General features: G+C 71.1%; 19 protein-coding genes. 18 read left to right on the top strand and 1 reads right to left on the bottom strand.

Annotation, left to right across the window (positions count from 1 at the left end):
• Nucleotides 1-5: 5 nt before the first annotated feature.
• The 12 genes from ACIOC0_RS23440 (at nt 6) to nusB (ending at nt 13,324) form a co-directional block, all read left to right on the top strand.
• The gene (locus ACIOC0_RS23440; protein ID WP_402157289.1) at nt 6-368 is read left to right on the top strand and encodes a hypothetical protein; all 363 of its coding nucleotides are present in this window, start codon (nt 6-8) and stop codon (nt 366-368) included.
• Nucleotides 368-3,040, top strand: coding sequence for an alanine--tRNA ligase (alaS, locus tag ACIOC0_RS23435; protein WP_402157287.1), 2,673 nt, complete (start codon nt 368-370; stop codon nt 3,038-3,040). Before ACIOC0_RS23440 ends, alaS begins: the two co-directional genes overlap by 1 nt.
• 11 nt (nt 3,041-3,051) lie before the next feature.
• On the top strand, nt 3,052-3,540 hold the full coding sequence (gene ruvX / locus ACIOC0_RS23430; protein WP_402157661.1) for a Holliday junction resolvase RuvX: 489 nt from the start codon (nt 3,052-3,054) through the stop codon (nt 3,538-3,540).
• 122 nt (nt 3,541-3,662) lie between these two features.
• Nucleotides 3,663-5,477: an endolytic transglycosylase MltG gene (mltG, locus tag ACIOC0_RS23425; protein WP_402157285.1), complete on the top strand. Its 1,815-nt coding sequence runs from the start codon at nt 3,663-3,665 to the stop codon at nt 5,475-5,477.
• A 4-nt stretch (nt 5,478-5,481) separates the two neighbouring features.
• Nucleotides 5,482-6,333 carry a shikimate dehydrogenase gene (locus ACIOC0_RS23420; RefSeq protein WP_402157284.1) on the top strand — a complete coding sequence of 284 codons (852 nt, stop codon included), beginning with the start codon at nt 5,482-5,484 and terminating at the stop codon, nt 6,331-6,333.
• Between the two features lie 52 nt (nt 6,334-6,385).
• Nucleotides 6,386-6,850 (top strand): hypothetical protein, encoded by a 465-nt coding sequence (locus ACIOC0_RS23415; protein ID WP_402157283.1) that lies wholly within the window; start codon nt 6,386-6,388, stop codon nt 6,848-6,850.
• 172 nt (nt 6,851-7,022) lie between these two features.
• Nucleotides 7,023-8,207: a chorismate synthase gene (gene aroC / locus ACIOC0_RS23410; RefSeq protein ID WP_352248027.1), complete on the top strand. Its 1,185-nt coding sequence runs from the start codon at nt 7,023-7,025 to the stop codon at nt 8,205-8,207.
• Entirely contained in the window at nt 8,204-9,850 is a 1,647-nt protein-coding gene (aroB, locus tag ACIOC0_RS23405) for a 3-dehydroquinate synthase (protein ID WP_402157282.1), read from the top strand. Before aroC ends, aroB begins: the two co-directional genes overlap by 4 nt.
• 231 nt (nt 9,851-10,081) lie before the next feature.
• Nucleotides 10,082-11,086: an AAA family ATPase gene (locus ACIOC0_RS23400; protein ID WP_402157281.1), complete on the top strand. Its 1,005-nt coding sequence runs from the start codon at nt 10,082-10,084 to the stop codon at nt 11,084-11,086.
• A 71-nt stretch (nt 11,087-11,157) separates the two neighbouring features.
• On the top strand, nt 11,158-12,267 hold the full coding sequence (locus tag ACIOC0_RS23395; RefSeq protein ID WP_402157279.1) for an aminopeptidase P family protein: 1,110 nt from the start codon (nt 11,158-11,160) through the stop codon (nt 12,265-12,267).
• Nucleotides 12,268-12,326: 59 nt separating this feature from the next.
• Nucleotides 12,327-12,893 (top strand): elongation factor P, encoded by a 567-nt coding sequence (gene efp / locus ACIOC0_RS23390; RefSeq protein WP_037742222.1) that lies wholly within the window; start codon nt 12,327-12,329, stop codon nt 12,891-12,893.
• A 2-nt stretch (nt 12,894-12,895) separates the two neighbouring features.
• A complete protein-coding gene (gene nusB, locus ACIOC0_RS23385) occupies nt 12,896-13,324 on the top strand; it encodes a transcription antitermination factor NusB (RefSeq protein ID WP_130444519.1) in 429 nt (142 codons plus the stop codon).
• Between the two features lie 373 nt (nt 13,325-13,697).
• Here nusB and bldD read toward each other — a convergent pair whose 3' ends face one another.
• Nucleotides 13,698-14,198 (bottom strand): transcriptional regulator BldD, encoded by a 501-nt coding sequence (gene bldD, locus ACIOC0_RS23380; RefSeq protein ID WP_187750771.1) that lies wholly within the window; start codon nt 14,196-14,198, stop codon nt 13,698-13,700.
• 254 nt (nt 14,199-14,452) lie between these two features.
• Between bldD and pyrR the strand changes: the two genes are divergently transcribed.
• The 6 genes from pyrR to carB all read left to right on the top strand — a co-directional run bounded on the left by pyrR (nt 14,453) and on the right by carB (nt 22,426).
• The gene (pyrR, locus tag ACIOC0_RS23375) at nt 14,453-15,037 is read left to right on the top strand and encodes a bifunctional pyr operon transcriptional regulator/uracil phosphoribosyltransferase PyrR (RefSeq protein ID WP_130444521.1); all 585 of its coding nucleotides are present in this window, start codon (nt 14,453-14,455) and stop codon (nt 15,035-15,037) included.
• Nucleotides 15,038-15,140: 103 nt separating this feature from the next.
• Nucleotides 15,141-16,130, top strand: coding sequence for an aspartate carbamoyltransferase catalytic subunit (locus ACIOC0_RS23370; RefSeq protein WP_402157275.1), 990 nt, complete (start codon nt 15,141-15,143; stop codon nt 16,128-16,130).
• Between the two features lie 6 nt (nt 16,131-16,136).
• Nucleotides 16,137-17,423 carry a dihydroorotase gene (locus ACIOC0_RS23365; protein WP_402157273.1) on the top strand — a complete coding sequence of 429 codons (1,287 nt, stop codon included), beginning with the start codon at nt 16,137-16,139 and terminating at the stop codon, nt 17,421-17,423.
• Nucleotides 17,420-17,986, top strand: a complete 567-nt coding sequence (locus ACIOC0_RS23360) for a hypothetical protein (protein WP_402157271.1) — start codon at nt 17,420-17,422, stop codon at nt 17,984-17,986. The genes ACIOC0_RS23365 and ACIOC0_RS23360 overlap by 4 nt, the downstream gene beginning before the upstream one ends.
• Complete coding sequence (gene carA / locus ACIOC0_RS23355) at nt 17,983-19,125, top strand: glutamine-hydrolyzing carbamoyl-phosphate synthase small subunit (protein WP_130444529.1); 1,143 nt, start codon at nt 17,983-17,985, stop codon at nt 19,123-19,125. Before ACIOC0_RS23360 ends, carA begins: the two co-directional genes overlap by 4 nt.
• Nucleotides 19,118-22,426: a carbamoyl-phosphate synthase large subunit gene (carB, locus tag ACIOC0_RS23350; protein WP_402157270.1), complete on the top strand. Its 3,309-nt coding sequence runs from the start codon at nt 19,118-19,120 to the stop codon at nt 22,424-22,426. The genes carA and carB overlap by 8 nt, the downstream gene beginning before the upstream one ends.
• The last annotated feature ends 19 nt before the right edge of the window (nt 22,427-22,445 follow it).

The raw sequence follows: 22,445 nt of genomic DNA, 5'->3' as shown, positions 1-22,445 counted from the left end.
CCGCGATGTTCCGTCGTACGTTCTGGTTCACCTCCGGCGTCGCCGCCGGCGTGTGGGCCACCACCAAGGTCAACCGCAAGCTGAGGCAGCTGACCCCCGAGAGTCTCGCCGCGACCGCGGCGAACAAGGCACTCGAGACGGGAGCGCGCCTCAAGGACCGCGCGGTGGGCTTCGCGCTCGACGTCCGCGACAACATGGCCCGGCGGGAGGCCGAGCTGGAGGAGGCCCTCGGCATCCACGAGGATCCCGAACTCCCCGCGCCCCGGCGGTTCGCCGCCATTGAGCACGACCGCAGCCACCCGAAGCACGTCGAGGCCCCGACGTCTTCGCCAACGAAGCACTCGTACAACCGGAATGAGGACCACTGATGGAGTCGGCCGAGATTCGCCGCCGCTGGCTGAGCTTCTTCGAGGAGCGCGGGCACACCGTCGTCCCTTCGGCGTCGCTCATCGCGGACGACCCGACTCTGCTCCTCGTCCCGGCCGGCATGGTGCCCTTCAAGCCCTACTTCCTGGGTGAGGTCAAGCCGCCCTTCACGCGTGCCACCAGCGTGCAGAAGTGCGTGCGCACGCCCGACATCGAAGAGGTCGGCAAGACCACCCGCCACGGCACCTTCTTCCAGATGTGCGGCAACTTCTCCTTCGGCGACTACTTCAAGCAGGGCGCCATCGAGTACGCCTGGGAGCTGCTCACCACGCCCCAGAACAAGGGCGGTTACGGGCTCGACCCCGAGCGTCTGTGGATCACCGTCTACAAGGACGACGACGAGGCCGAGCGCATCTGGCACGAGGTCGTCGGCGTGCCGAAGGAGCGCATCCAGCGCCTCGGCATGAAGGACAACTTCTGGTCCATGGGGGTCCCCGGCCCCTGCGGTCCGTGTTCCGAGATCAACTACGACCGCGGCCCCGAGTTCGGGGTCGAGGGCGGCCCCGCCGTCAACGACGAGCGGTACGTGGAGATCTGGAACCTCGTCTTCATGCAGTACGTGCGGGGCGAGGGCACCGGCAAGGACAGTTTCGAGATCCTCGGCGAACTGCCCAGCAAGAACATCGACACCGGCCTCGGCCTCGAGCGCCTCGCCATGATTCTGCAGGGCGTGCAGAACATGTACGAGATCGACACCTCGATGGCCGTCATCAACAAGGCCACCGAGCTGACCGGCGTCCGCTACGGCGACGCCCACGACTCGGACGTCTCCCTGCGCGTGGTCACCGACCACATGCGCACCTCCGTGATGCTCATCGGTGACGGCGTCACCCCCGGCAACGAGGGCCGCGGCTATGTGCTGCGCCGCATCATGCGCCGCGCCATCCGCAACATGCGTCTCCTCGGCGCCACCGGTCCGGTCGTCAAGGACCTCGTCGAGACCGTCATCGCGATGATGGGGCAGCAGTACCCGGAGCTCATCACCGACCGTGAGCGCATCGAGAAGGTGGCCCTCGCCGAGGAGAACGCCTTCCTCAAGACGCTGAAGGCCGGCACCAACATCCTCGACACCGCCGTCACCGAGACCAAGCAGTCCGGCGGCACCGTCCTCGCCGGCGACAAGGCGTTCCTGCTCCACGACACCTGGGGCTTCCCGATCGACCTCACCCTGGAGATGGCCGCCGAGCAGGGCCTCTCCGTGGACGAGGAAGGCTTCCGCCGCCTGATGAAGGAGCAGCGGGAGCGCGCCAAGGCCGACGCCCAGGCCAAGAAGACCGGCCACGCCGGCGCCGGCGCCTACCGTGAGATCGCCGACAAGGCCGGCGAGACCGACTTCATCGGCTACACCGACACCGAGGGCGAGTCGACGATCGTCGGCATCCTCGTGGACGGCGTCTCCTCGCCGGCCGCCACCGAGGGCGACCAGGTGGAGATCGTCCTGGACCGCACCCCGTTCTACGCCGAGGGCGGCGGCCAGATCGGCGACACCGGCCGGATCAAGGTGGACTCCGGCGCGGTCGTCGAGATCCGCGACTGCCAGAAGCCGGTTCCCGGCGTGTACGTCCACAAGGGCGTCGTGCAGTTCGGCGAGGTGACCGTCGGCGCCAAGGCCCTGGCCTCGATCGACGGCCGCCGTCGTAAGGCCATCGCCCGCGCCCACTCGGCCACGCACCTCACCCACCAGGCCCTGCGCGACGCGCTCGGCCCGACGGCCGCCCAGGCCGGTTCGGAGAACCAGCCCGGCCGCTTCCGCTTCGACTTCGGCTCGCCGTCCGCCGTTCCGACGGCCGTGATGACCGACGTCGAGCAGAAGATCAACGAGGTGCTCGCCCGCGACCTGGACGTCCAGGCCGAGGTCATGGGCATCGACGAGGCCAAGAAGCAGGGCGCCATCGCCGAGTTCGGCGAGAAGTACGGCGAGCGGGTCCGCGTCGTCACCATCGGCGACTTCTCCAAGGAGCTGTGCGGCGGCACGCACGTCCACAACACCGCCCAGCTGGGCCTGGTGAAGCTGCTCGGCGAGTCGTCGATCGGCTCGGGTGTGCGCCGTATCGAGGCTCTCGTCGGCGTCGACGCCTACAACTTCCTGGCCCGTGAGCACACCGTCGTGGCCCAGCTCCAGGAGCTGATCAAGGGCCGCCCGGAGGAGCTCCCGGAGAAGGTCTCCGCCATGCTCGGCAAGTTGAAGGACGCCGAGAAGGAGATCGAGAAGTTCCGCGCCGAGAAGGTGCTCCAGGCCGCCGCCGGACTCGCCGGTTCCGCCAAGGACGTACGCGGTGTCGCGCTGGTGGCCGGTCAGGTGCCCGACGGCACGACCGCCGACGACCTGCGCAAGCTGGTCCTGGACGTGCGCGGTCGCATCCAGGGCGGTCGGGCCGCCGTGGTGGCCCTGTTCACCGTCGCCGGCGGCAAGCCGCTCACGGTCATCGCCACCAACGAGGCCGCCCGCGAGCGCGGTCTGAAGGCCGGCGATCTCGTGCGGGCCGCCGCCAAGACCCTCGGCGGCGGCGGTGGCGGAAAGCCGGACGTCGCCCAGGGCGGCGGCCAGAACCCGTCGGCCGTCGGCGACGCCGTCGACGCCGTCGAGCGCCTCGTGGCGGAAACGGCCAAGTGAGCGACGACACGATGACGAGCGGGGACGGCCGGGGCATGCGCCGCGGCCGTCGCCTCGCGATCGACGTCGGGGACGCCCGGATCGGGGTCGCCTCCTGCGACCCCGACGGGATCCTCGCCACCCCGGTCGAGACGGTCCCCGGCCGGGACGTGCCGGCCGCTCACCGGCGGCTGGGGCAGCTGGTCGAGGAGTACGAGCCGATCGAGGTCGTCGTCGGTCTGCCCCGCTCCCTCAAGGGGGGCGAGGGCCCGGCCGCGGTCAAGGTCCGTGCGTTCGCACAGGAGTTGGCGAAGGGCATCGCACCGGTGCCGGTCCGGCTCGTCGACGAGCGGATGACGACCGTGACGGCCAGTCAGGGACTGCGCGCGGCCGGGGTGAAGTCCAAGAAGGGACGCTCCGTCGTCGACCAGGCAGCCGCTGTGATCATCCTCCAACAGGCGCTGGAATCCGAACGGGTGTCAGGTACAGCACCGGGTGAGGGCGTCGAAGTGGTCATCTGATCGCGATACGGTAACGTTCCGCGCGATGCGGCGGTGTTCGAACAGCTGCCGCACAAAGAGAGACGGAACGGCTGCTCGGTCCACAAGCCGCGCGACCGCCGCCTCGCGGCTCTAGGGGATCGATGACTGAGTATGGCCGGGGCCCTGGCTCCGAACCGTGGCATCCCGAGGACCCGTTGTACGGGGACGGCGGATGGGAAGGGCAGCAGGCCCACGCCGGCCATCAGCCTGCCTACGGCGGCCAGCCGCAGCACCACCCGCAGCAGCCGCAGCAGCCGGGATACGGCGACTGGGGCGACGGACAGGCTCAGCAGTACGACCCGCATGCGTACGGTCAGCAGCACCAGCAGTCCTACGACCCGCAGCACTACGCCGGTCAGGGCCAGCCGCAGTACCCCGGGCCGGGCCAATACCCGGACGAGAACCAGCAGTTCGCCCAGCAGGGCGTACCGCAGGCGTACCAGGAGGGCGGCTGGGACGGCACCGGCACGCACGCGCACGTGCCGTACGCAGCCGACCCGGGGGACCCGTACGGCCAGCAGGCAACCGCTTACGGCGCCGAGCAGCCCGACCTCTACGGCACGCCCGACGCCTATCCGCCGCCGGAGCCGCCCGCACGCCGGCGCGCCGAGCCCGGCCCTGAGGAGCAGTCGGAGTTCACCTCAGGTCCGGAGGAGGACGAGCACCCCTTCTTCGCGGGCGACGGGCCGGACACGGCGCAGACGGCCGGCAACCCCGGCCGCGGCGCGCAGGGCGACCTTGGCGGCGACGCCGAGGAGGACGAGGACGAGCCGGGCGGGCGCGGGCGGGGCCGCGGCGGTGCGGCGGGCAAGGGCAGAGATCCGAAGGGCAAGAAGCGCCGCAACGGATTCGCCTGCCTGTTCGTCGTGCTCGTCTTCGGCGGCGGCATCGGCGGGGTCGGCTACTTCGGCTACCAGTTCTACCAGAATCGTTACGGCACGGCTCCGGACTACGCGGGCGAGGGCACCGGCCAGACCGTGAGCGTCGAGATCCCCAAGGGCGCGGGCGGCGCCGACATCGGCCGCCGGCTGAAGGACGCGGGCGTCGTCAAGAGCGTGGACGCGTTCGTCTCGGCGATGACGCAGAACCCCGACGGCGGGAACATCCAGGCCGGTGCGTACATCCTGAAGAAGCAGATGTCCGCGAAGAGCGCCGTGGAAATGATGCTCGACCCGAAGAGCCAGGCCAATATGATCGTCGCGCCCGGCCAGCGCAACATCCAGGTCTACAAGGTGATCGACCAGAAACTCGGTCTCGCCTCCGGCACCACGCGAAACGTGGCGGAGAAGGAGTACAAGAATCTGGGGCTGCCCGAGTGGGCGAACAGCGACAAGGACATCAAGGACCCGCTGGAGGGCTTCCTCTGCCCGGGCACCTATCCCGCGGCGAAGGGCATGAAGCCCGCGGTGGTGCTCAAGGAGATGATCCGCCGGGCCGACGCCGCCTACGGCAAGTTCGACCTCCAGGCCAAGGCCGCGGCGCTCGACCTGGAGAGCCCGCTGCAGGTCATCACGGTCGCCAGCCTCGTCCAGGCCGAGGGCAAGACCGACGACGACTTCCGCAAGATGGCCGAGGTCGTCTACAACCGCCTCAAGCCCACGAACACCGAGACCAACCAGAAGCTGCAGTTCGACTCGACCTTCAACTACCTGAAGAACGAGAGCAACATCCACATCAGCGAGTCCGAGATCAACAGCAACCAGGACGCGTACAACACGTACACGCAGCGGGGCCTGCCGCCGGGACCGATCGGCAATCCGGGGGCGGACGCACTCGCGGCGACGCTGAATCCGACGAGCGACGGCTGGATCTACTTCGTGGCCACCGACGGCCAGAACAAAACCGAATTCGCCAAGACCTACGCGGAATTCGAGCGGCTGAAGGACAAGTTCAACGAAAGCGCCAAGAAGAACTGAGGCCATGAGCGAGACAGCCACGACGCAGCACGCCCGCCGGCACCGGGCCGCGGTGCTGGGCAGCCCCATCGCCCACTCCCTGTCCCCGGTGCTGCACCGCGCCGCCTACCGGGCGCTGGAGCTCACGGACTGGACGTACGAGCGCTTCGAGGTCGACGAGGCGGCGCTGCCCGCCTTCCTCGACGGACTCGGCGCCGAGTGGGCCGGGCTGTCGCTGACCATGCCGCTCAAGCGGGCGGTCATCCCGCTGCTCGACGAGGTGAGCGAGACCGCGGCCGCCGTCGAGGCGGTCAACACCCTGGTGTTCACCGAGGACGGCCGCCGTGTCGGCGACAACACCGACATCCCCGGCATGGTCGCCGCGCTGCGCGAGCACGGTGTCGAGCAGGTCGACTCGGCCGCGGTCCTCGGCGCCGGCGCCACCGCCTCCTCCGCGCTGGCCGCCCTGTCCCGCGTCTGCTCCGGCGAGGTCGTCGCCTATGTGCGCAGCGAGGCCCGGGCCGCCGAGATGCGCGAGTGGGGCGAGCGCCTCGACGTCGAGGTCCGTACCGCCGACTGGGCGGACGCGGCCGAGGCGCTCGCCTTCCCGCTCGTCGTCGCCACCACCCCGGCGGGGGCCACGGACGCGCTCGCCGCCTCGGTGCCGGAGCGGCCCGCCACCCTGTTCGACGTGCTGTACGAGCCGTGGCCCACCGAACTGGCCGCCCGCTGGTCGATGTTCGGCGGCGCGGTCGTCAGCGGGCTGGACCTGCTCGTGCACCAGGCGGTGCTCCAGGTGGAGCAGATGACCGGGCGGGCGCCGGCTCCGCTGGACGCGATGCGAAAAGCGGGGGAGCAGGCGCTCTCCACCCGCTAGGATCCGCTGAGTTCCGCAGGGGGCGGAGTACGGCCTAGGGGGAGTCAGGTACATGACGAACGTGTCCGACGGGGTGCCGCTGGCGTCCGGCAAGAGCGAGATCTTCGAGTTCTTCCTGCGGTTCCTGCCCGAGTGGGCGCAGATCACCGTGATCGGACTCATCCTGCTCCTCGTGGTCGCCTCGTGGATCCTGAAGCTGAAGCGCAAGATCGACCACCGGCGCGCGGTGCGGTCCGGCGTCGCCGCGCACGTCGCCGCCCAGCAGGGTCAGCGCCGAGGCGCGGACTACCTGGGCGCGTACGCCCCGCAGAACCAGCAGGCTCCCGCCCCGCAGCCGGCGGCCACGAACGGCCCGAGTGGCGCGGACTTCCTGGGCGCGTACGCCCCGCAGAACCAGCAGGCTCCCGCCCCGCAGCCGGCGGCCCCCGCCTCGCAGCCCGCTCCCGCGAACGGCCCGAGCGGCGCGGACTTCCTCGGCGCGTACGCCCCGCAGAACCGGCGCGACGACGCGCGGTGACCCCGGCCCGTCCGGGCCGCCGTCCGCCTGATGGACCGGCGGCCGGGACGGGGCCGTGGACGTGGGAGGATCGTAGGTGGCGGACCAGGGTCGCGCACCCGGTCCCGCCGTTGCCGTACGCGAGGACCCGCGTACGCAGGGCAGTACCAGGCGCGAGCACTGAGGAGCACCGTTGAGCAGGTTGCGCTGGCTGACCGCGGGGGAGTCCCACGGTCCCGCACTCGTGGCGACGCTGGAGGGTCTTCCCGCCGGCGTGCCGATCACCACGGAGATGGTCGCCGACCATCTGGCGAGGCGCCGGCTCGGCTACGGGCGCGGTGCGCGGATGAAGTTCGAGCAGGACGAGATCACCTTCCTCGGCGGCGTCCGGCACGGCCTCTCCCTCGGCTCCCCGGTCGCGATCATGGTGGGCAACACCGAGTGGCCCAAGTGGGAGCAGGTCATGGCGGCCGACCCGGTCGACCCCGAGGTGCTCGCCGGACTCGCCCGCAACGCACCGCTGACCCGCCCCCGCCCCGGCCACGCCGACCTGGCCGGCATGCAGAAGTACGGCTTCGACGAGGCCCGCCCGATCCTGGAGCGCGCCTCCGCGCGCGAGACCGCCGCCCGTGTCGCGCTCGGCGCCGTCGCCCGGTCGTACCTGAAGGAGACGGCCGGCATCGAGATCGTCTCCCACGTCGTCGAGCTGGCCGCGGCCAAGGCGCCCTACGGCGTCTACCCGACCCCCGCTGACGTCGAGAGGCTCGACGCCGACCCGGTGCGCTGCCTGGACGCCGACGCCTCGAAGGCGATGGTCGCGGAGATCGACCAGGCGCACAAGGACGGCGACACCCTCGGCGGAGTCGTCGAGGTCCTCGCCTACGACGTGCCCGTGGGCCTCGGCTCGCACGTGCACTGGGACCGCAGGCTCGACGCCCGGCTCGCCGCCGCGCTCATGGGCATCCAGGCCATCAAGGGCGTCGAGGTCGGCGACGGCTTCGACCTCGCGCGCGTGCCCGGTTCGAAGGCCCACGACGAGATCGTCACCACGGATGAGGGCATCAAGCGCGCCACCGGCCGCTCCGGTGGCACCGAGGGCGGCCTGACCACCGGCGAGCTGCTGCGGGTGCGCGCCGCGATGAAGCCCATCGCCACGGTGCCGCGGGCCCTGCGCACCGTCGACGTGTCCACCGGCGAGGCCTCCCAGGCCCACCACCAGCGCTCCGACGTGTGCGCGGTGCCGGCCGCCGGCATCGTCGCCGAGGCCATGGTCGCGCTGGTCCTCGCGGACGCCGTCGCCGAGAAGTTCGGCGGCGACAGCGTGCCCGAGACCCGCCGCAACGTGCGCTCGTACCTCGACAACCTGCACATCCGATGAGCGGGCCGCTGGTCGTCCTGGTCGGGCCGATGGGCGTCGGCAAGTCCACCGTCGGGCAGATGCTCGCCGAACGGCTCGGGGTCGGTTACCGGGACACCGACGCCGACATCGTCGCGGAGCAGGGCCGCGCCATCGCCGACATCTTCGTCGAGGACGGCGAGGCCGCCTTCCGCGCCGCCGAGAAGCGGGCCGTGCGCCGCGCCCTCGACGAGCACGACGGCGTCCTCTCGCTCGGCGGCGGCGCGATCCTCGACGAGGACACGCGCGGCCTGCTGGCCGGACAGCGCGTCCTGTACCTGTCGATGGACGTCGAGGAGGCCGTCAAGCGCACCGGCCTCAACACGGCCCGCCCGCTGCTCGCCGTCAACCCGCGCAAGCAGTGGCGCGAGCTGATGGAGGCACGGCGGCACCTGTACGAGGAGGTCGCCACGGCCGTCCTGCCGACCGACGGCCGCACCCCCCAAGAGGTCACGCAAGCCGCCCTGGACGCACTGGAGTTGAAGACTGCAACTCCCGGGGGAGAACCCCCGGACCCCCGGCCGGAGGAAGTCATGGCTCAGCAGGTGACGAGGATCAGGGTAGGCGGCAGCGCGGGCTCCGAGGCGTACGACGTCCTGGTCGGCCGTCAGCTGCTCGGCGAACTCGCCGGGCTGATCGGCGAGAGGGCCAGGCGGGTCGCCGTCATCCACCCCGAGGCCCTCGCCGAGACCGGTGACGCGCTCCGCGCCGATCTGGCGGAGCAGGGCTACGAGGCCGTCGCCATCCAGGTGCCCAACGCCGAGGAGGCCAAGACCGCCGAGGTCGCCGCCTACTGCTGGAAGGCCCTCGGCCAGTCCGGGTTCACCCGCACCGACGTCGTCGTGGGCGTCGGCGGCGGCGCCACCACCGACCTCGCCGGGTTCGTCGCCGCGACCTGGCTGCGCGGGGTGCGCTGGATCGCCGTCCCGACCACCGTGCTCGCCATGGTCGACGCGGCCGTCGGCGGCAAGACCGGCATCAACACCGCCGAGGGCAAGAACCTCGTCGGCGCCTTCCACCCGCCGGCCGGCGTGCTGTGCGACCTGGCCGCGCTGGACTCCCTCCCGGTCAACGACTACGTCTCCGGGCTCGCGGAGGTCATCAAGGCCGGCTTCATCGCCGACCCCGTGATCCTCGACCTCGTCGAGTCCGACCCCGAGGCCGCCCGCACCCCGGCCGGCCCGCACACCGCCGAGCTGATCGAACGCTCCATCAGGGTCAAGGCGGAGGTCGTCTCCTCCGACCTGAAGGAGTCGGGCCTGCGGGAGATCCTCAACTACGGGCACACGCTCGGCCACGCCATCGAGAAGAACGAGCGCTACAAGTGGCGGCACGGCGCGGCCGTCTCCGTCGGCATGCACTTCGCCGCCGAACTGGGCCGTCTCGCGGGCCGGTTGGACGACGCCACGGCGGACCGGCACCGCACGGTGCTGGAGTCGGTGGGCCTCCCGCTGCACTACCGGTACGACCAGTGGCCGAAGTTGCTCGAGGCGATGAAGGTCGACAAGAAGTCGCGCGGCAACCTGCTGCGGTTCATCGTCCTCGACGGCCTCGCCAAGCCGACCGTCCTGGAGGGCCCCGACCCGGCGATCCTCCTCGCCGCCTACGGCGAAGTGGGCGAGTAGTCCCGGCGATCCCCTTAAGGGGTCCTTTCACCATGCCCGTCCGGGTCGCGTGGTCCAAGGACCCCTAAGCCCGATTCGCTTTTCCCGACGGGCACTTCTGACCGCCCCCGGCCGTTCACCAAACGACGGCCGGGGGCGGTACCGTTCGGAGCGACGCGGGGCTCCCGCGCCCCCGAGGGGTCCTCGCCCCACGCCAGCGCCCATTGCCTGTACGAGACGGAGTGGCACCGGATGCAGCACGCAGTGGGTTCTCCGCTGCCGCCGCCCCACCAGCCGGGGCACGGACCGGCCTCCACCTGGCCCCCACCCACGCCGCCCCCACCGGCCGCCCCGCCCGTCGAGGGACACCAGCCGGGTGCGACCGGATCCCAGCCCGGCGCCTTCGCGCCGCCGCCGGTTCCGGCCGGCCCCGGGTTCGCCGGGGGGCCGGCCTTCGGAGGCTTCCCCTCCACGGCGCAGGCCTCCGTGCCGCCGATGCCTCAGCCGCAGCCCTCCGTGCCGCCCGTGCCGCAGCCCTCCGTGCCGCCCGCGCCGCAGCCGGCTCCCGCACAGCCGTCCGTGCCGCCGCACGTGACCGTCGCCCAGGGCGGTGACGTCACCGGGCATGTGCCCCTGCCACCGGGCGGGCCCGTGCCCATGCCCAGCGTGCCGCCCGCCGCGTCCGCCCCCGACCCGGCGGCGACCACCCTCGCGGTGCTGCTCATCGGGCCCGCCGGGGCGGGGAAGACCAGCGTCGCCAAGTACTGGGCCGACCACCGTCGGGTGCCCACCGCCCACATCAGCCTCGACGACGTCCGCGAATGGGTCCGCTCGGGCTTCGCCGACCCCCAGTCGGGCTGGAACGACCACTCCGAGGCCCAGTACCGCCTGGCCCGCCGCACCTGCGGCTTCGCCGCGCGCAACTTCCTCGCCAACGGGATCTCCTGCGTCCTCGACGACGCGATCTTCCCTGACCGCCCCGCGGTCGGCCTCGGCGGCTGGAAGCGGCACGTCGGTCCCGGGCTGCTGCCGGTCGTCCTCCTCCCGGGCCTGGAGGTGGTCCTGGAGCGCAACGCCGAACGCTCCGGCAACCGCCGCCTCACCGACGAGGAGGTGGCCCGCATCCACGGCCGGATGGCCGGCTGGTACGGCTCCGGCCTGCCGATCATCGACAACTCCCAGCTCGACGTGCCCACCACGGCGAGGGTCCTGGACGAGGTGCTGGCGAGGGCGATCGCCAGTCCTCCGAAGTGGTAGGACCCTGACGCCGGTCCCCGCTCGGCGCAGCCCGACCGGCGGTTTCCGGCCACCGCTCCTACGCTCGACACATGTCAGAGGTGTACGCGACCCGTCGCACACGACTGAAAGAACGCTGTCACGCTTCCGGCAACGCGGCAGCGCTGATCTCCCGGCCCGCCAACGTGAGGTACCTCGCCGGCGCGGCCCCGCAGGGTGCCGTCCTGCTGCTGGGCGACGAGGACCTCCTGGTGTGCGCGGGCCCGCCGGAGGACCGCCCCGCCGAGGCCCGCCCGGACGACAGCCTGAAGGTGCACACCCTCCCCGGCGCCGGCGGCGACCCCGCCGTGGCCGCCGTGGGCCTCCTCGTGGCCGGCGGCGCCGGTGGCGACTGCCTCGCCGTCGAGGAGCACCACCTCACGGTCACCCGGCACCGCGCCCTGCGCTCCGTCGCCCCCCGGATCCGTCTCGCCGACCTGGGCGGCGCGGTCGAACAGCTCAGGGTGGTGAAGGACGAGGAGGAGATCTCCTGCCTGCGCATCGGCGCCGAGATCGCCGACCAGGCCCTGGGGGAGCTGCTGGAGTCCATCCTCGTCGGCCGCACCGAACGCCACCTCGCCCTCGAACTGGAGCGCCGTCTCGTCGACCACGGCGCCGACGGGCCCGCCTTCCCCACGTCCGTGGGCACCGGCCCGAACTCCGGGCGGCGCGGGCACCGGCCCACCGACCGGCGGGTGGAGGAGGGCGACTTCCTCTCCGTCTGCCTCGGCGCCTCCTACCGCGGTTACCGCTGCGAGATCGGCCGCACGTTCGTCATCGGCACCTCACCGGCGGACTGGCAGATCGAGCTGTACGACCTGGTGTTCGCCGCCCAGCGGGCCGGCCGTGAGAGCCTGGTGCCGGGCACCGCGCACCGGGACGTGGACCGCGCCGCACGCCAGGTCCTGGACTGCGCGGGCTATTCGGAACGCCTCCCGGCGCTCACCGGGCACGGGGTCGGACTCGAAATCGACGAGGACCCGCAGTTGGCTCCCGCGGCCATGGGTAAACTGGACGCTTGCGTGCCGGTCACCGTCGAACCCGGGGTACACCTCCCGGGGCGGGGCGGCGTCCGGATCGATGACACGCTCGTCGTGCGCCCCGAGGCGGACGGCGGACCCGAGCTACTCACCATCACGACCAAGGAGCTGCTCGCGCTCTAGCTCATCGGCTGGACGCGTGGCCCGGGGTCGTCCACGTCAGTCCAGGAGATTCCGCAACCGTGGCTTCCACGAACGACCTCAAGAACGGCCTGGTGCTCAAGCTCGAAGGCGGCCAGCTCTGGTCCGTCGTCGAGTTCCAGCACGTCAAGCCCGGCAAGGGCCCGGCCTTCGTGCGCACCAAGCTCAAGAACGTGCTCTCCGGCAAGGTCGTCGACAAGACGTTCAACGCCGGCGTCAAGGTCGAGACGGCCACTGTCGACAAGCGCGACATGCAGTTCTCGTACATGGACGGCGAGTACTTCGTCTTCATGGACATGGAGACCTACGACCAGCTGATGGTCGACCGCAAGGCCGTCGGCGACGCCGCCAACTTCCTGATCGAGGGCTTCACCGCCACCGTCGCCCAGCACGAGGGCGAGGTGCTCTTCGTCGAGCTGCCCGCCGCCGTCGAGCTGGTCGTCCAGGAGACCGAGCCGGGCGTCCAGGGCGACCGCTCCACCGGCGGCACCAAGCCCGCCACCCTGGAGACCGGCCACCAGATCCAGGTCCCGCTCTTCATCACCACCGGTGAGAAGATCAAGGTCGACACCCGCACGAGCGACTACCTCGGCCGGGTGAACAGCTAACCGTGGCCGCCCGCAACACGGCCCGCAAGCGCGCCTTCCAGATCCTCTTCGAGGGCGACCAGCGTGGCGTCGACGTCCTGACCGTCCTCGCGGACTGGATCCGGCTCTCCCGGGCCGACACCCGGCAGCCACCGGTGAGCGAGTACACGATGCAGCTGGTCGAGGGCTACGCCGAGCAGGCCAAGCGCATCGACGAGCTGATCGCCCAGTACTCGGTCGGCTGGACGCTGGACCGGATGCCGGTCGTCGACCGCAACATCCTGCGGCTCGGCGCCTACGAGCTGGTCTGGGTCGACGAGACGCCGGACGCCGTCGTCCTCGACGAGATGGTGCAGCTGGCGAAGGAGTTCTCCACGGACGAGTCGCCCTCGTTCGTCAACGGCCTCCTCGGCCGTCTGAAGGAGCTCAAGCCGACCCTCCGCAGAGGCTAGTGCTGCGACCGGAAAGGTTCACCGGCTCGCGACGCCCGGCACGGCTCCCCTCCCGCTCGGCTTCGCTCGCGCGGGAGGGGCCCCCACCGCCGCGTTGTCGCATCACCCGAGTACGTCCAGTGCGCGGGCGATGCTCCGCCTCGCGATGCTCCCCCACTGCCTGAAAGGCGTGGGAGGTACCCCCGGCACCGGACGCCGCGAGCTTCCCGGTAAACCTTTCCGGTCACAGGACTGGACACGGGGGCGCGGAGGACCGCGCCCGGCCGCAGCTCATGCGAGAAGCGTGCGACCGTCACACGAAAACCGCCGGGGTGGCCGGAACCATCAGGTTCCGGCCACCCCGGCGGTACGTTTCTGCTGGGCCCCCTGGGGCTCAGCCCTCCTCGTGGGCGACGGCGCGACGCGCGTCCGCGTCCAGGACGCCCCAGCTGATCAGCTGCTCGGTGAGGACCGAGGGCGACTGGTCGTAGATGACGGCGAGCGTGCGCAGGTCGTCCTGGCGGATCGAGAGCACCTTGCCGTTGTAGTCACCGCGCTGGGACTGGATCGTCGCCGCGTACCGCTGAAGGGGGCCGGCCTTCTCCACCGGCACGTGGGCCAGCCGCTCCAGGTCCAGGACCAGCTTCGGCGGGGGCTCCGCCGCGCCGCCCGGGGTGGTGCCGGGAAGGAGCTCCTGCACGGGGACGCCGTAGAAATCGGCCAGCTCCGCGAGCCGCTGCACGGTCACGGCGCGGTCGCCGCGCTCGTAGGACCCGACCACGACCGCCTTCCAGCGTCCCTGGGACTTCTCCTCGACACCGTGGAGGGAAAGGCCCTGCTGGGTGCGGATCGCCCGGAGCTTGGCCCCGAGCTGTTTGGCGTATTCGCTGGACATATGGCTCCCGGCACTGGGTCGACGCGACTGGAGCTTGGTTTCCATGCCGCGCGGTTGGTAACTCACTGTGAGGTTACGCAGCGTGATTCTTCTGCGTCAAGCCGAATGGTCCACCCCGACGCTTCCGTGGTATCGATGGCCGATTACGCCAAGGGGGTGATCGGGGGCGTCCCCGGGGCCTGGTACGGTGGATGGCGCAAATCCGACGTCCTTTAAGGTCCGTCCCGTGAGGCGGAGAAGGGGGTCCGTTTCGTATGGACAAGCAGCAGGACACGCAAGCGTCAGAGGCGAGGCCCGTCCTCGAAGGCCCTGACATCGCACGGGTGCTGACCCGTATCGCCCACGAGATCGTCGAACGCGCCAAGGGCGCCGACGACGTGGTGCTCCTCGGCATCCCGACCCGGGGCGTCTTCCTCGGCCGCCGGCTCGCCGCCAAGCTGGAGCAGATCACCGAGCGGAAGATCCCGGTCGGCTCGCTCGACATCACCATGTACCGGGACGACCTGCGCATGCATCCGCCGCGCGCGCTGGCCCGCACCGAGATCCCCGGTGACGGCATCGACGGCAAGCTGGTCGTCCTCGTCGACGACGTGCTCTTCTCCGGCCGCACCATCCGCGCCGCCCTCGACGCCCTGAACGACATCGGGCGCCCGCGCGCGGTGCAGCTCGCGGTCCTGGTCGACCGCGGCCACCGCGAACTGCCCATCCGCGCCGACTACGTCGGCAAGAACCTCCCCACGTCGCTGCGGGAGACGGTCAAGGTCCAGCTCGCCGAGGAGGACGGTCGCGACACCGTGCTGCTCGGTGCGAAGCAGACCGCCCCGGGCGCGCAGCAGTAGCTGTCCGGCGTACGGCATCCCGTGCGCGCCTCCGCGCGCTCGCATGCCCGAAAACTCCCCCCTGTCTCATTTGTCCTCACTTGTCTTCAACGGAGCCTGACAGATGCAGCGTCATCTCATCTCGGCCGCCGACCTCACCCGCGACGACGCCGTCCACATCCTCGACACCGCCGAGGAGATGGCCCGGGTCGCCGACCGGCCCATCAAGAAGCTGCCGACCCTGCGCGGCCGCACCGTGGTCAACCTCTTCTTCGAGGACTCCACCCGCACCCGGATCTCCTTCGAGGCCGCCGAGAAGCGCCTCTCCGCCGACGTCATCAACTTCACCGCCAAAGGCTCCAGCGTCTCCAAGGGTGAATCCCTGAAGGACACCGCCCAGACGCTGGAGGCCATGGGCGTCGACGCCGTCGTCATCCGGCACGGCGCGTCCGGGGCCCCCTACCGCCTGGCCAACTCCGGCTGGATCGACGCGGCCGTCATCAACGCCGGCGACGGCACCCACCAGCACCCCACCCAGGCCCTGCTGGACGCTTTCACCATGCGCCGCCGGCTCGTCGGACGGGACGCCGGCCTCGGCCAGGACCTGTCCGGCCGGCGCATCACCCTCGTCGGCGACGTCCTGCACAGCCGGGTCGCCCGCTCCAACGTCGACCTGCTGCACACCCTCGGCGCCGAGGTCACCCTCGTCGCCCCGCCCACCCTGGTGCCCGTCGGCGTCGAGACCTGGCCCTGCGAGGTGTCGTACGACCTCGACAGCACGCTGTCCAAGTCCGACGCGGTGATGATGCTGCGCGTCCAGCGCGAGCGGATGAACGCGGCGTTCTTCCCGACCGAGCGCGAGTACTCCCGCCGCTACGGCCTCGACGGCGACCGCATGGCGCGGATGCCCGAGCACGCGATCGTGATGCACCCCGGTCCGATGGTCCGGGGCATGGAGATCACCGCCGAGGTCGCCGACTCCGACCGGTGCACCGTCGTCGAACAGGTCGCCAACGGGGTGTCCATCCGCATGGCCGTCCTGTACCTGCTCCTGGGCGGCAACGAACCCGCCGTCAGCCACGCCCGTACCACCGCTTCCACCGAGGAGAAGTAAGCGACCATGAGCAAGATCCTGATCCGTGGTGCGAAGGTGCTCGGCGGCGAGCCGCAGGACGTCCTGATCGACGGCGAGGTCGTCGCGGCCGTCGGGACCGGCTTGTCCGACGAGGGCGCGGAAGTCGTCGAGGCAGCGGGCAAGGTGCTGCTGCCGGGCCTGGTCGACCTGCACACCCATCTGCGCGAGCCCGGCCGCGAGGACTCCGAGACCGTCCTCACCGGCACCCGCGCCGCCGCCTCCGGCGGCTACACCGCCGTGTTCGCCATGGCCAACACCTTCCCCGTCGCCGACACCGCCGGCGTGGTCGAGCAGGTCTACCGGCTCGGCAAGGAGCACGGCTACTGCGACGTACAGCCCATCGGCGCCGTCACCGTCGGCCTGGAGGGCCGCAAACTCGCCGAGCTCGGCGCCATGCACGAGTCGGCCGCCGGGGTCACCGTCTTCTCCGACGACGGCAAGTGCGTCGATGACGCCGTGATCATGCGCCGCGCGCTGGAGTACGTGAAGGCCTTCGGCGGCGTCGTCGCCCAGCACGCGCAGGAGCCGCGGCTGACCGAGGGCGCCCAGATGAACGAGGGCGTCGTCTCCGCCGAACTCGGACTCGGGGGCTGGCCCGCGGTCGCCGAGGAGTCGATCATCGCCCGGGACGTGCTGCTCGCCGAGCACGTCGGCTCCCGCGTCCACATCTGCCACCTGTCCACCGCCGGCTCGGTCGAGATCGTCCGCTGGGCCAAGTCCCGCGGCATCGACGTCACCGCCGAGGTCACCCCGCACCACCTCCTCCTCACGGATGAGCTGGTGCGCTCCTACAACCCCGTCTACAAGGTCAACCCGCCGCTGCGCACCGAGCGTGACGTGCACGCCCTGCGCGAGGCGCTCGCCGACGGCACCATCGACATCGTCGCCACCGACCACGCCCCGCACCCGCACGAGGACAAGGACTGCGAGTGGGCCGCGGCCGCCATGGGCATGGTCGGCCTGGAGACCGCGCTGTCGGTGGTCCAGGAGACGATGGTCGACACGGGCCTGCTGGACTGGGCCCAGGTCGCCGACCGCATGTCCTTCGCGCCCGCGCGCATCGGCCGGGCCGACGGCCACGGGCGTCCCGTCTCGGCAGGTGAGCCCGCCAACCTCACGCTCGTCGACTCGGCATACCGTGGACAGGTGGACCCCGCGGGCTTCGCCTCGCGCAGCCGCAACACCCCCTACGAGGGGCGCGAGCTGCCGGGCCGTGTCACGCACACCTGGCTGCGGGGCAAGGCCACCCTCGTCGACGGGAAGCTCACGTGACACCTGTGATCCTGCTGGCGGCCGACAAGGAGTCGGCCGAAGTGACCGACTGGGCCGCCCGCGCCGGCTGGGTCGTCGGCCTCGCCCTGTTCGTCGCGCTCGTCTACTGGCTGATGCGCGAGGGCTGGAAGTGGCGCGGCACGCTCCAGGGCGACCTGCCCGAGCTGCCGGCCGCGCCGGACGACCCGGCTCCGGCGCGGCTGACGATGAGCGGCCGCTACCACGGCTCCACCACCGCGGGGCAGTGGCTCGACCGCATCGTGGCGCACGGCCTCGGCACCCGCAGCCGCGCCGAGCTCACCCTGACGGACGCGGGCCTGGACGTCGTCCGCCCCGGCGCGACCGACTTCTTCATCCCGGCCGCCGCGCTGCGCGAGGCCGTCCTCGGCAAGGGCATCGCCGGCAAGGTCCTCACCGAGGGCGGACTGCTCGTGGTGACCTGGGCGCACGGCGACCGGCTGATCGACTCCGGCTTCCGGTCCGACCACGCGGCCGAGCACCGCACATGGGTCGACGCCATCAACTCAATGACCAAGAACAACACGACGGAAGGCGCACGATGACGACCTCCACCAGGGGGACCTCGAAGGTCCCCGCCGTACTCGTCCTGGAGGACGGCCGGATCTTCCGCGGCCGCGCCTACGGGGCCGTGGGGGAGACCTTCGGCGAGGCGGTGTTCTCCACCGGCATGACCGGCTACCAGGAGACCCTGACCGACCCGTCGTACGACCGGCAGATCGTCGTCGCCACCGCCCCGCAGATCGGCAACACCGGCTGGAACGACGAGGACGACGAGTCCCGCCGCATCTGGGTCTCCGGCTACGTCGTGCGCGACCCCGCGCGCGTGCCGTCCAACTGGCGGGCCAAGCGGTCCCTCGACGACGAGCTGGTCGCACAGAACGTGGTCGGCATCTCCGGCATCGACACCCGCGCCCTCACCCGCCACCTGCGCGAGCGCGGCTCCATGCGCGCCGGGATCTTCTCCGGCGAGGCGATCGCCGCCGAGGCCGACCTCGTCGCACGCGTGCAGGCCCAGCCGCAGATGAAGGGCGCGAGCCTCTACGAGGAGGTCGCCACCCAGGAGGCGTACGTCGTCCCCGCGGTCGGCGAGAAGCGGTTCACGGTCGCCGCCATCGACCTGGGCATCAAGGGCATGACCCCGCACCGCATGGCCGAGCGCGGCATCGAGGTGCACGTGCTGCCCGCCACGGCCACCGCGGACGAGGTGTACGCCGTGCGCCCCGACGGCGTGTTCTTCTCCAACGGCCCCGGCGACCCGGCCACCGCGGACGGCCCCGTAGCGCTGATGACCGAGGTGCTGGAGCGCAGGACGCCCCTGTTCGGCATCTGCTTCGGCAACCAGATCCTCGGCCGCGCCCTCGGCTTCGGCACCTACAAGCTGAAGTACGGCCACCGCGGCATCAACCAGCCGGTGCAGGACCGTACGACCGGCAAGGTCGAGGTCACCGCCCACAACCACGGCTTCGCCGTGGACGCGCCGCTCGACCAGGTCAGCGAGACGAAGTTCGGCCGCGCCGAGGTCTCCCACGTCTGCCTGAACGACGACGTGGTGGAGGGCCTTCAGCTCCTCGACCAGCCGGCCTTCTCCGTCCAGTACCACCCCGAAGCCGCCGCCGGCCCGCACGACGCCGCCTACCTGTTCGACCGCTTCGTTTCCCTGATGGAGGGCCAGCGTGCCTAAGCGCACCGATATCCAGTCCGTCCTGGTCATCGGCTCCGGCCCGATCGTCATCGGCCAGGCCGCCGAGTTCGACTACTCCGGAACCCAGGCGTGCCGGGTGCTGAAGTCCGAGGGCCTCAGGGTCATCCTCGTGAACTCCAACCCGGCGACGATCATGACCGACCCGGAGATCGCCGACGCCACCTACGTCGAGCCGATCACCCCCGAGTTCGTCGAGAAGATCATCGCCAAGGAGCGCCCCGACGCCCTGCTGCCCACCCTGGGCGGCCAGACGGCCCTCAACACGGCGATCTCCCTCGCCGAGAGCGGCGTCCTGGACAAGCACGGCGTCGAGTTGATCGGCGCCAACGTCGAGGCCATCAACAAGGGCGAGGACCGCGACCTGTTCAAGGAGGTCGTCGAGGAGGTCCGCCGCAAGATCGGCCACGGCGAGTCCGCCCGCTCGGTCATCTGCCACACCATGGACGAGGTCATCGCCGGCGTCGACACGCTCGGCGGCTACCCGGTCGTCGTGCGCCCCTCCTTCACCATGGGCGGCGCCGGCTCCGGCTTCGCCCACGACGAGGAGGAGCTGCGCCGCATCGCCGGCCAGGGCCTCACGCTCTCCCCGACCACCGAGGTGCTCCTGGAGGAGTCCATCCTCGGCTGGAAGGAGTACGAGCTGGAGCTGATGCGCGACAAGAACGACAACGTCGTAGTCGTCTGCTCCATCGAGAACTTCGACCCGATGGGCGTGCACACCGGCGACTCGATCACCGTCGCCCCGGCGATGACGCTCACCGACCGCGAGTACCAGATCCTGCGCGACGTCGGCATCGCCGTGATCCGCGAGGTCGGCGTCGACACCGGCGGCTGCAACATCCAGTTCGCGGTGAACCCCGAGGACGGCCGGGTCATCGTCATCGAGATGAACCCGCGCGTCTCGCGTTCCTCGGCCCTGGCCTCCAAGGCGACCGGCTTCCCGATCGCCAAGATCGCCGCCAAGCTCGCCGTCGGCTACACCCTCGACGAGATCCCCAATGACATCACCCAGGAGACCCCGGCCTCCTTCGAGCCCACGCTCGACTACGTGGTCGTCAAGGCCCCCCGGTTCGCCTTCGAGAAGTTCCCCTCCGCCGACTCCACGCTGACCACCACCATGAAGTCGGTCGGCGAGGCCATGGCCATCGGCCGCAACTTCACCGAGGCCTTCCAGAAGGCGCTGCGCTCGCTGGAGAAGAAGGGCAGCCAGTTCACCTTCGTGGGCGAGCCCGGCGACAAGACCGCGCTGCTCGAAGAGGCGGTCCGCCCCACCGACGGCCGCATCAACACCGTCATGCAGGCCATCCGTGCCGGGGCCACGTCCGAGGAGGTCTTCGAGTACACGAAGATCGACCCCTGGTTCGTCGACCAGCTCTTCCTGATCAAGGAGATCGCCGACGAGCTGGCCGCCGCCGACCGCCTCGACGCCGACCTGCTCGGCGAGGCCAAGCGGCACGGCTTCTCCGACCAGCAGATCGCCGAGATCCGCGGGCTGCGCGAGGACGTCGTGCGCGAGGTGCGGCACGCCCTGGGCGTCCGCCCCGTCTACAAGACGGTCGACACCTGTGCCGCCGAGTTCGCCGCGAAGACCCCGTACTTCTACTCCTCCTACGACGAGGAGAGCGAGGTCGCCCCGCGCGAGAAGCCGGCCGTCATCATCCTGGGCTCCGGCCCCAACCGCATCGGCCAGGGCATCGAGTTCGACTACTCCTGCGTCCACGCCTCCTTCGCGCTGTCCGACGCCGGGTACGAGACCGTGATGGTCAACTGCAACCCGGAGACCGTCTCCACCGACTACGACACCTCCGACCGCCTGTACTTCGAGCCGCTGACGCTCGAAGACGTGCTGGAGATCGTGCACGCGGAGGCGCAGGCCGGCCCGATCGCCGGCGTCGTCGTCCAGCTCGGCGGCCAGACCCCGCTGGGCCTGGCGCAGGCGCTCAAGGACAACGGCGTGCCGATCGTCGGCACCTCGCCCGAGGCGATCCACGCCGCCGAGGACCGCGGTGCCTTCGGCCGGGTCCTCGCCGAGGCGGGCCTGCCGGCCCCCAAGCACGGCACGGCCACCACCTTCGCCGAGGCCAAGGCCATCGCCGACGAGATCGGCTACCCGGTCCTGGTGCGGCCCTCGTACGTCCTCGGCGGACGCGGCATGGAGATCGTCTACGACGAGACCCGGCTCTCGTCCTACATCGCCGAGTCGACCGAGATCAGCCCCTCCCGCCCGGTCCTCGTCGACCGCTTCCTCGACGACGCCATCGAGATCGACGTCGACGCGCTCTACGACGGCGATGAGCTCTACCTCGGCGGCGTCATGGAGCACATCGAGGAGGCCGGCATCCACTCCGGCGACTCGGCGTGCGCCCTGCCCCCCATCACCCTCGGCGGCTTCGACATCAAGCGCCTGCGCGCCTCCACCGAGGCCATCGCCCACGGCGTCGGCGTGCGCGGCCTGATCAACATCCAGTTCGCGATGGCCGGTGACATCCTCTACGTCCTGGAGGCCAACCCGCGCGCGTCCCGCACGGTTCCCTTCACCTCCAAGGCGACCGCGGTGCCGCTCGCCAAGGCCGCCGCCCGGATCTCGCTCGGCGCGACCATCGCCGAACTGCGCTCCGAGGGGCTCCTCCCGGCGACCGGCGACGGCGGCGAACTGCCGCTGGACGCGCCGATCTCCGTCAAGGAGGCCGTGATGCCGTGGACCCGCTTCCGGGACACCTCCGGGCGCGGCGTCGACACCGTCCTCGGCCCCGAGATGCGCTCCACCGGCGAGGTCATGGGCATCGACTCCGTCTTCGGCACGGCGTACGCCAAGTCGCAGGCGGGCGCCTACGGACCGCTGCCCACCAAGGGCCGCGCGTTCATCTCGGTCGCCAACCGCGACAAGCGCTCGATGATCTTCCCGGCGCGCGAACTGGTCGCCCACGGCTTCGAGCTGCTCGCCACCTCCGGCACCGCCGAGGTCCTCAAGCGCAACGGCATCAAGGCCACCGTCGTGCGCAAGCAGTACGAGGGCACCGGCCCGAACGGCGAGAAGACCATCGTGCAGCTCATCCACGACGGCGAGGTCGACCTCATCGTCAACACCCCCTACGGCACCGGCGGCCGTCTCGACGGCTACGAGATCCGCACGGCGGCCGTGGCCCGCTCCGTGCCGTGCCTGACGACGGTGCAGGCGCTCGCCGCCGCCGTCCAGGGCATCGACGCCCTCAACCACGGCGACGTGGGCGTCCGTTCGCTCCAGGAACACGCGGAACACCTGACCGCGGCCCGCGACTAGCAGCCCACAGGGGGACACC

This window comes from Streptomyces sp. NPDC088254 (assembly GCF_044740925.1).
Taxonomy (GTDB): Bacteria; Actinomycetota; Actinomycetes; order Streptomycetales; family Streptomycetaceae; genus Streptomyces.
Note: the sequence above shows the minus strand (reverse complement) of the source record. Positions and strands in the feature narration are given on the sequence as shown.

Bases quoted from the DNA above. Each gene is read 5' to 3' on its own strand.
- ACIOC0_RS23365 (WP_402157273.1), top strand. From the start codon at position 16,137: ATGAGCAAGATCCTGATCCGTGGTGCGAAGGTGCTCGGCGGCGAGCCG.
- pyrR (WP_130444521.1), top strand. From the start codon at position 14,453: ATGGACAAGCAGCAGGACACGCAAGCGTCAGAGGCGAGGCCCGTCCTC.
- ACIOC0_RS23415 (WP_402157283.1), top strand. From the start codon at position 6,386: ATGACGAACGTGTCCGACGGGGTGCCGCTGGCGTCCGGCAAGAGCGAG.
- alaS (WP_402157287.1), top strand. From the start codon at position 368: ATGGAGTCGGCCGAGATTCGCCGCCGCTGGCTGAGCTTCTTCGAGGAG.
- ACIOC0_RS23440 (WP_402157289.1), top strand. From the start codon at position 6: ATGTTCCGTCGTACGTTCTGGTTCACCTCCGGCGTCGCCGCCGGCGTG.
- carA (WP_130444529.1), top strand. From the start codon at position 17,983: ATGACGACCTCCACCAGGGGGACCTCGAAGGTCCCCGCCGTACTCGTC.
- ACIOC0_RS23400 (WP_402157281.1), top strand. From the start codon at position 10,082: ATGCAGCACGCAGTGGGTTCTCCGCTGCCGCCGCCCCACCAGCCGGGG.
- ACIOC0_RS23420 (WP_402157284.1), top strand. From the start codon at position 5,482: ATGAGCGAGACAGCCACGACGCAGCACGCCCGCCGGCACCGGGCCGCG.
- ruvX (WP_402157661.1), top strand. From the start codon at position 3,052: ATGACGAGCGGGGACGGCCGGGGCATGCGCCGCGGCCGTCGCCTCGCG.
- ACIOC0_RS23370 (WP_402157275.1), top strand. From the start codon at position 15,141: ATGCAGCGTCATCTCATCTCGGCCGCCGACCTCACCCGCGACGACGCC.
- mltG (WP_402157285.1), top strand. From the start codon at position 3,663: ATGACTGAGTATGGCCGGGGCCCTGGCTCCGAACCGTGGCATCCCGAG.
- ACIOC0_RS23395 (WP_402157279.1), top strand. From the start codon at position 11,158: ATGTCAGAGGTGTACGCGACCCGTCGCACACGACTGAAAGAACGCTGT.
- aroB (WP_402157282.1), top strand. From the start codon at position 8,204: ATGAGCGGGCCGCTGGTCGTCCTGGTCGGGCCGATGGGCGTCGGCAAG.
- bldD (WP_187750771.1), bottom strand. From the start codon at position 14,198: ATGTCCAGCGAATACGCCAAACAGCTCGGGGCCAAGCTCCGGGCGATC.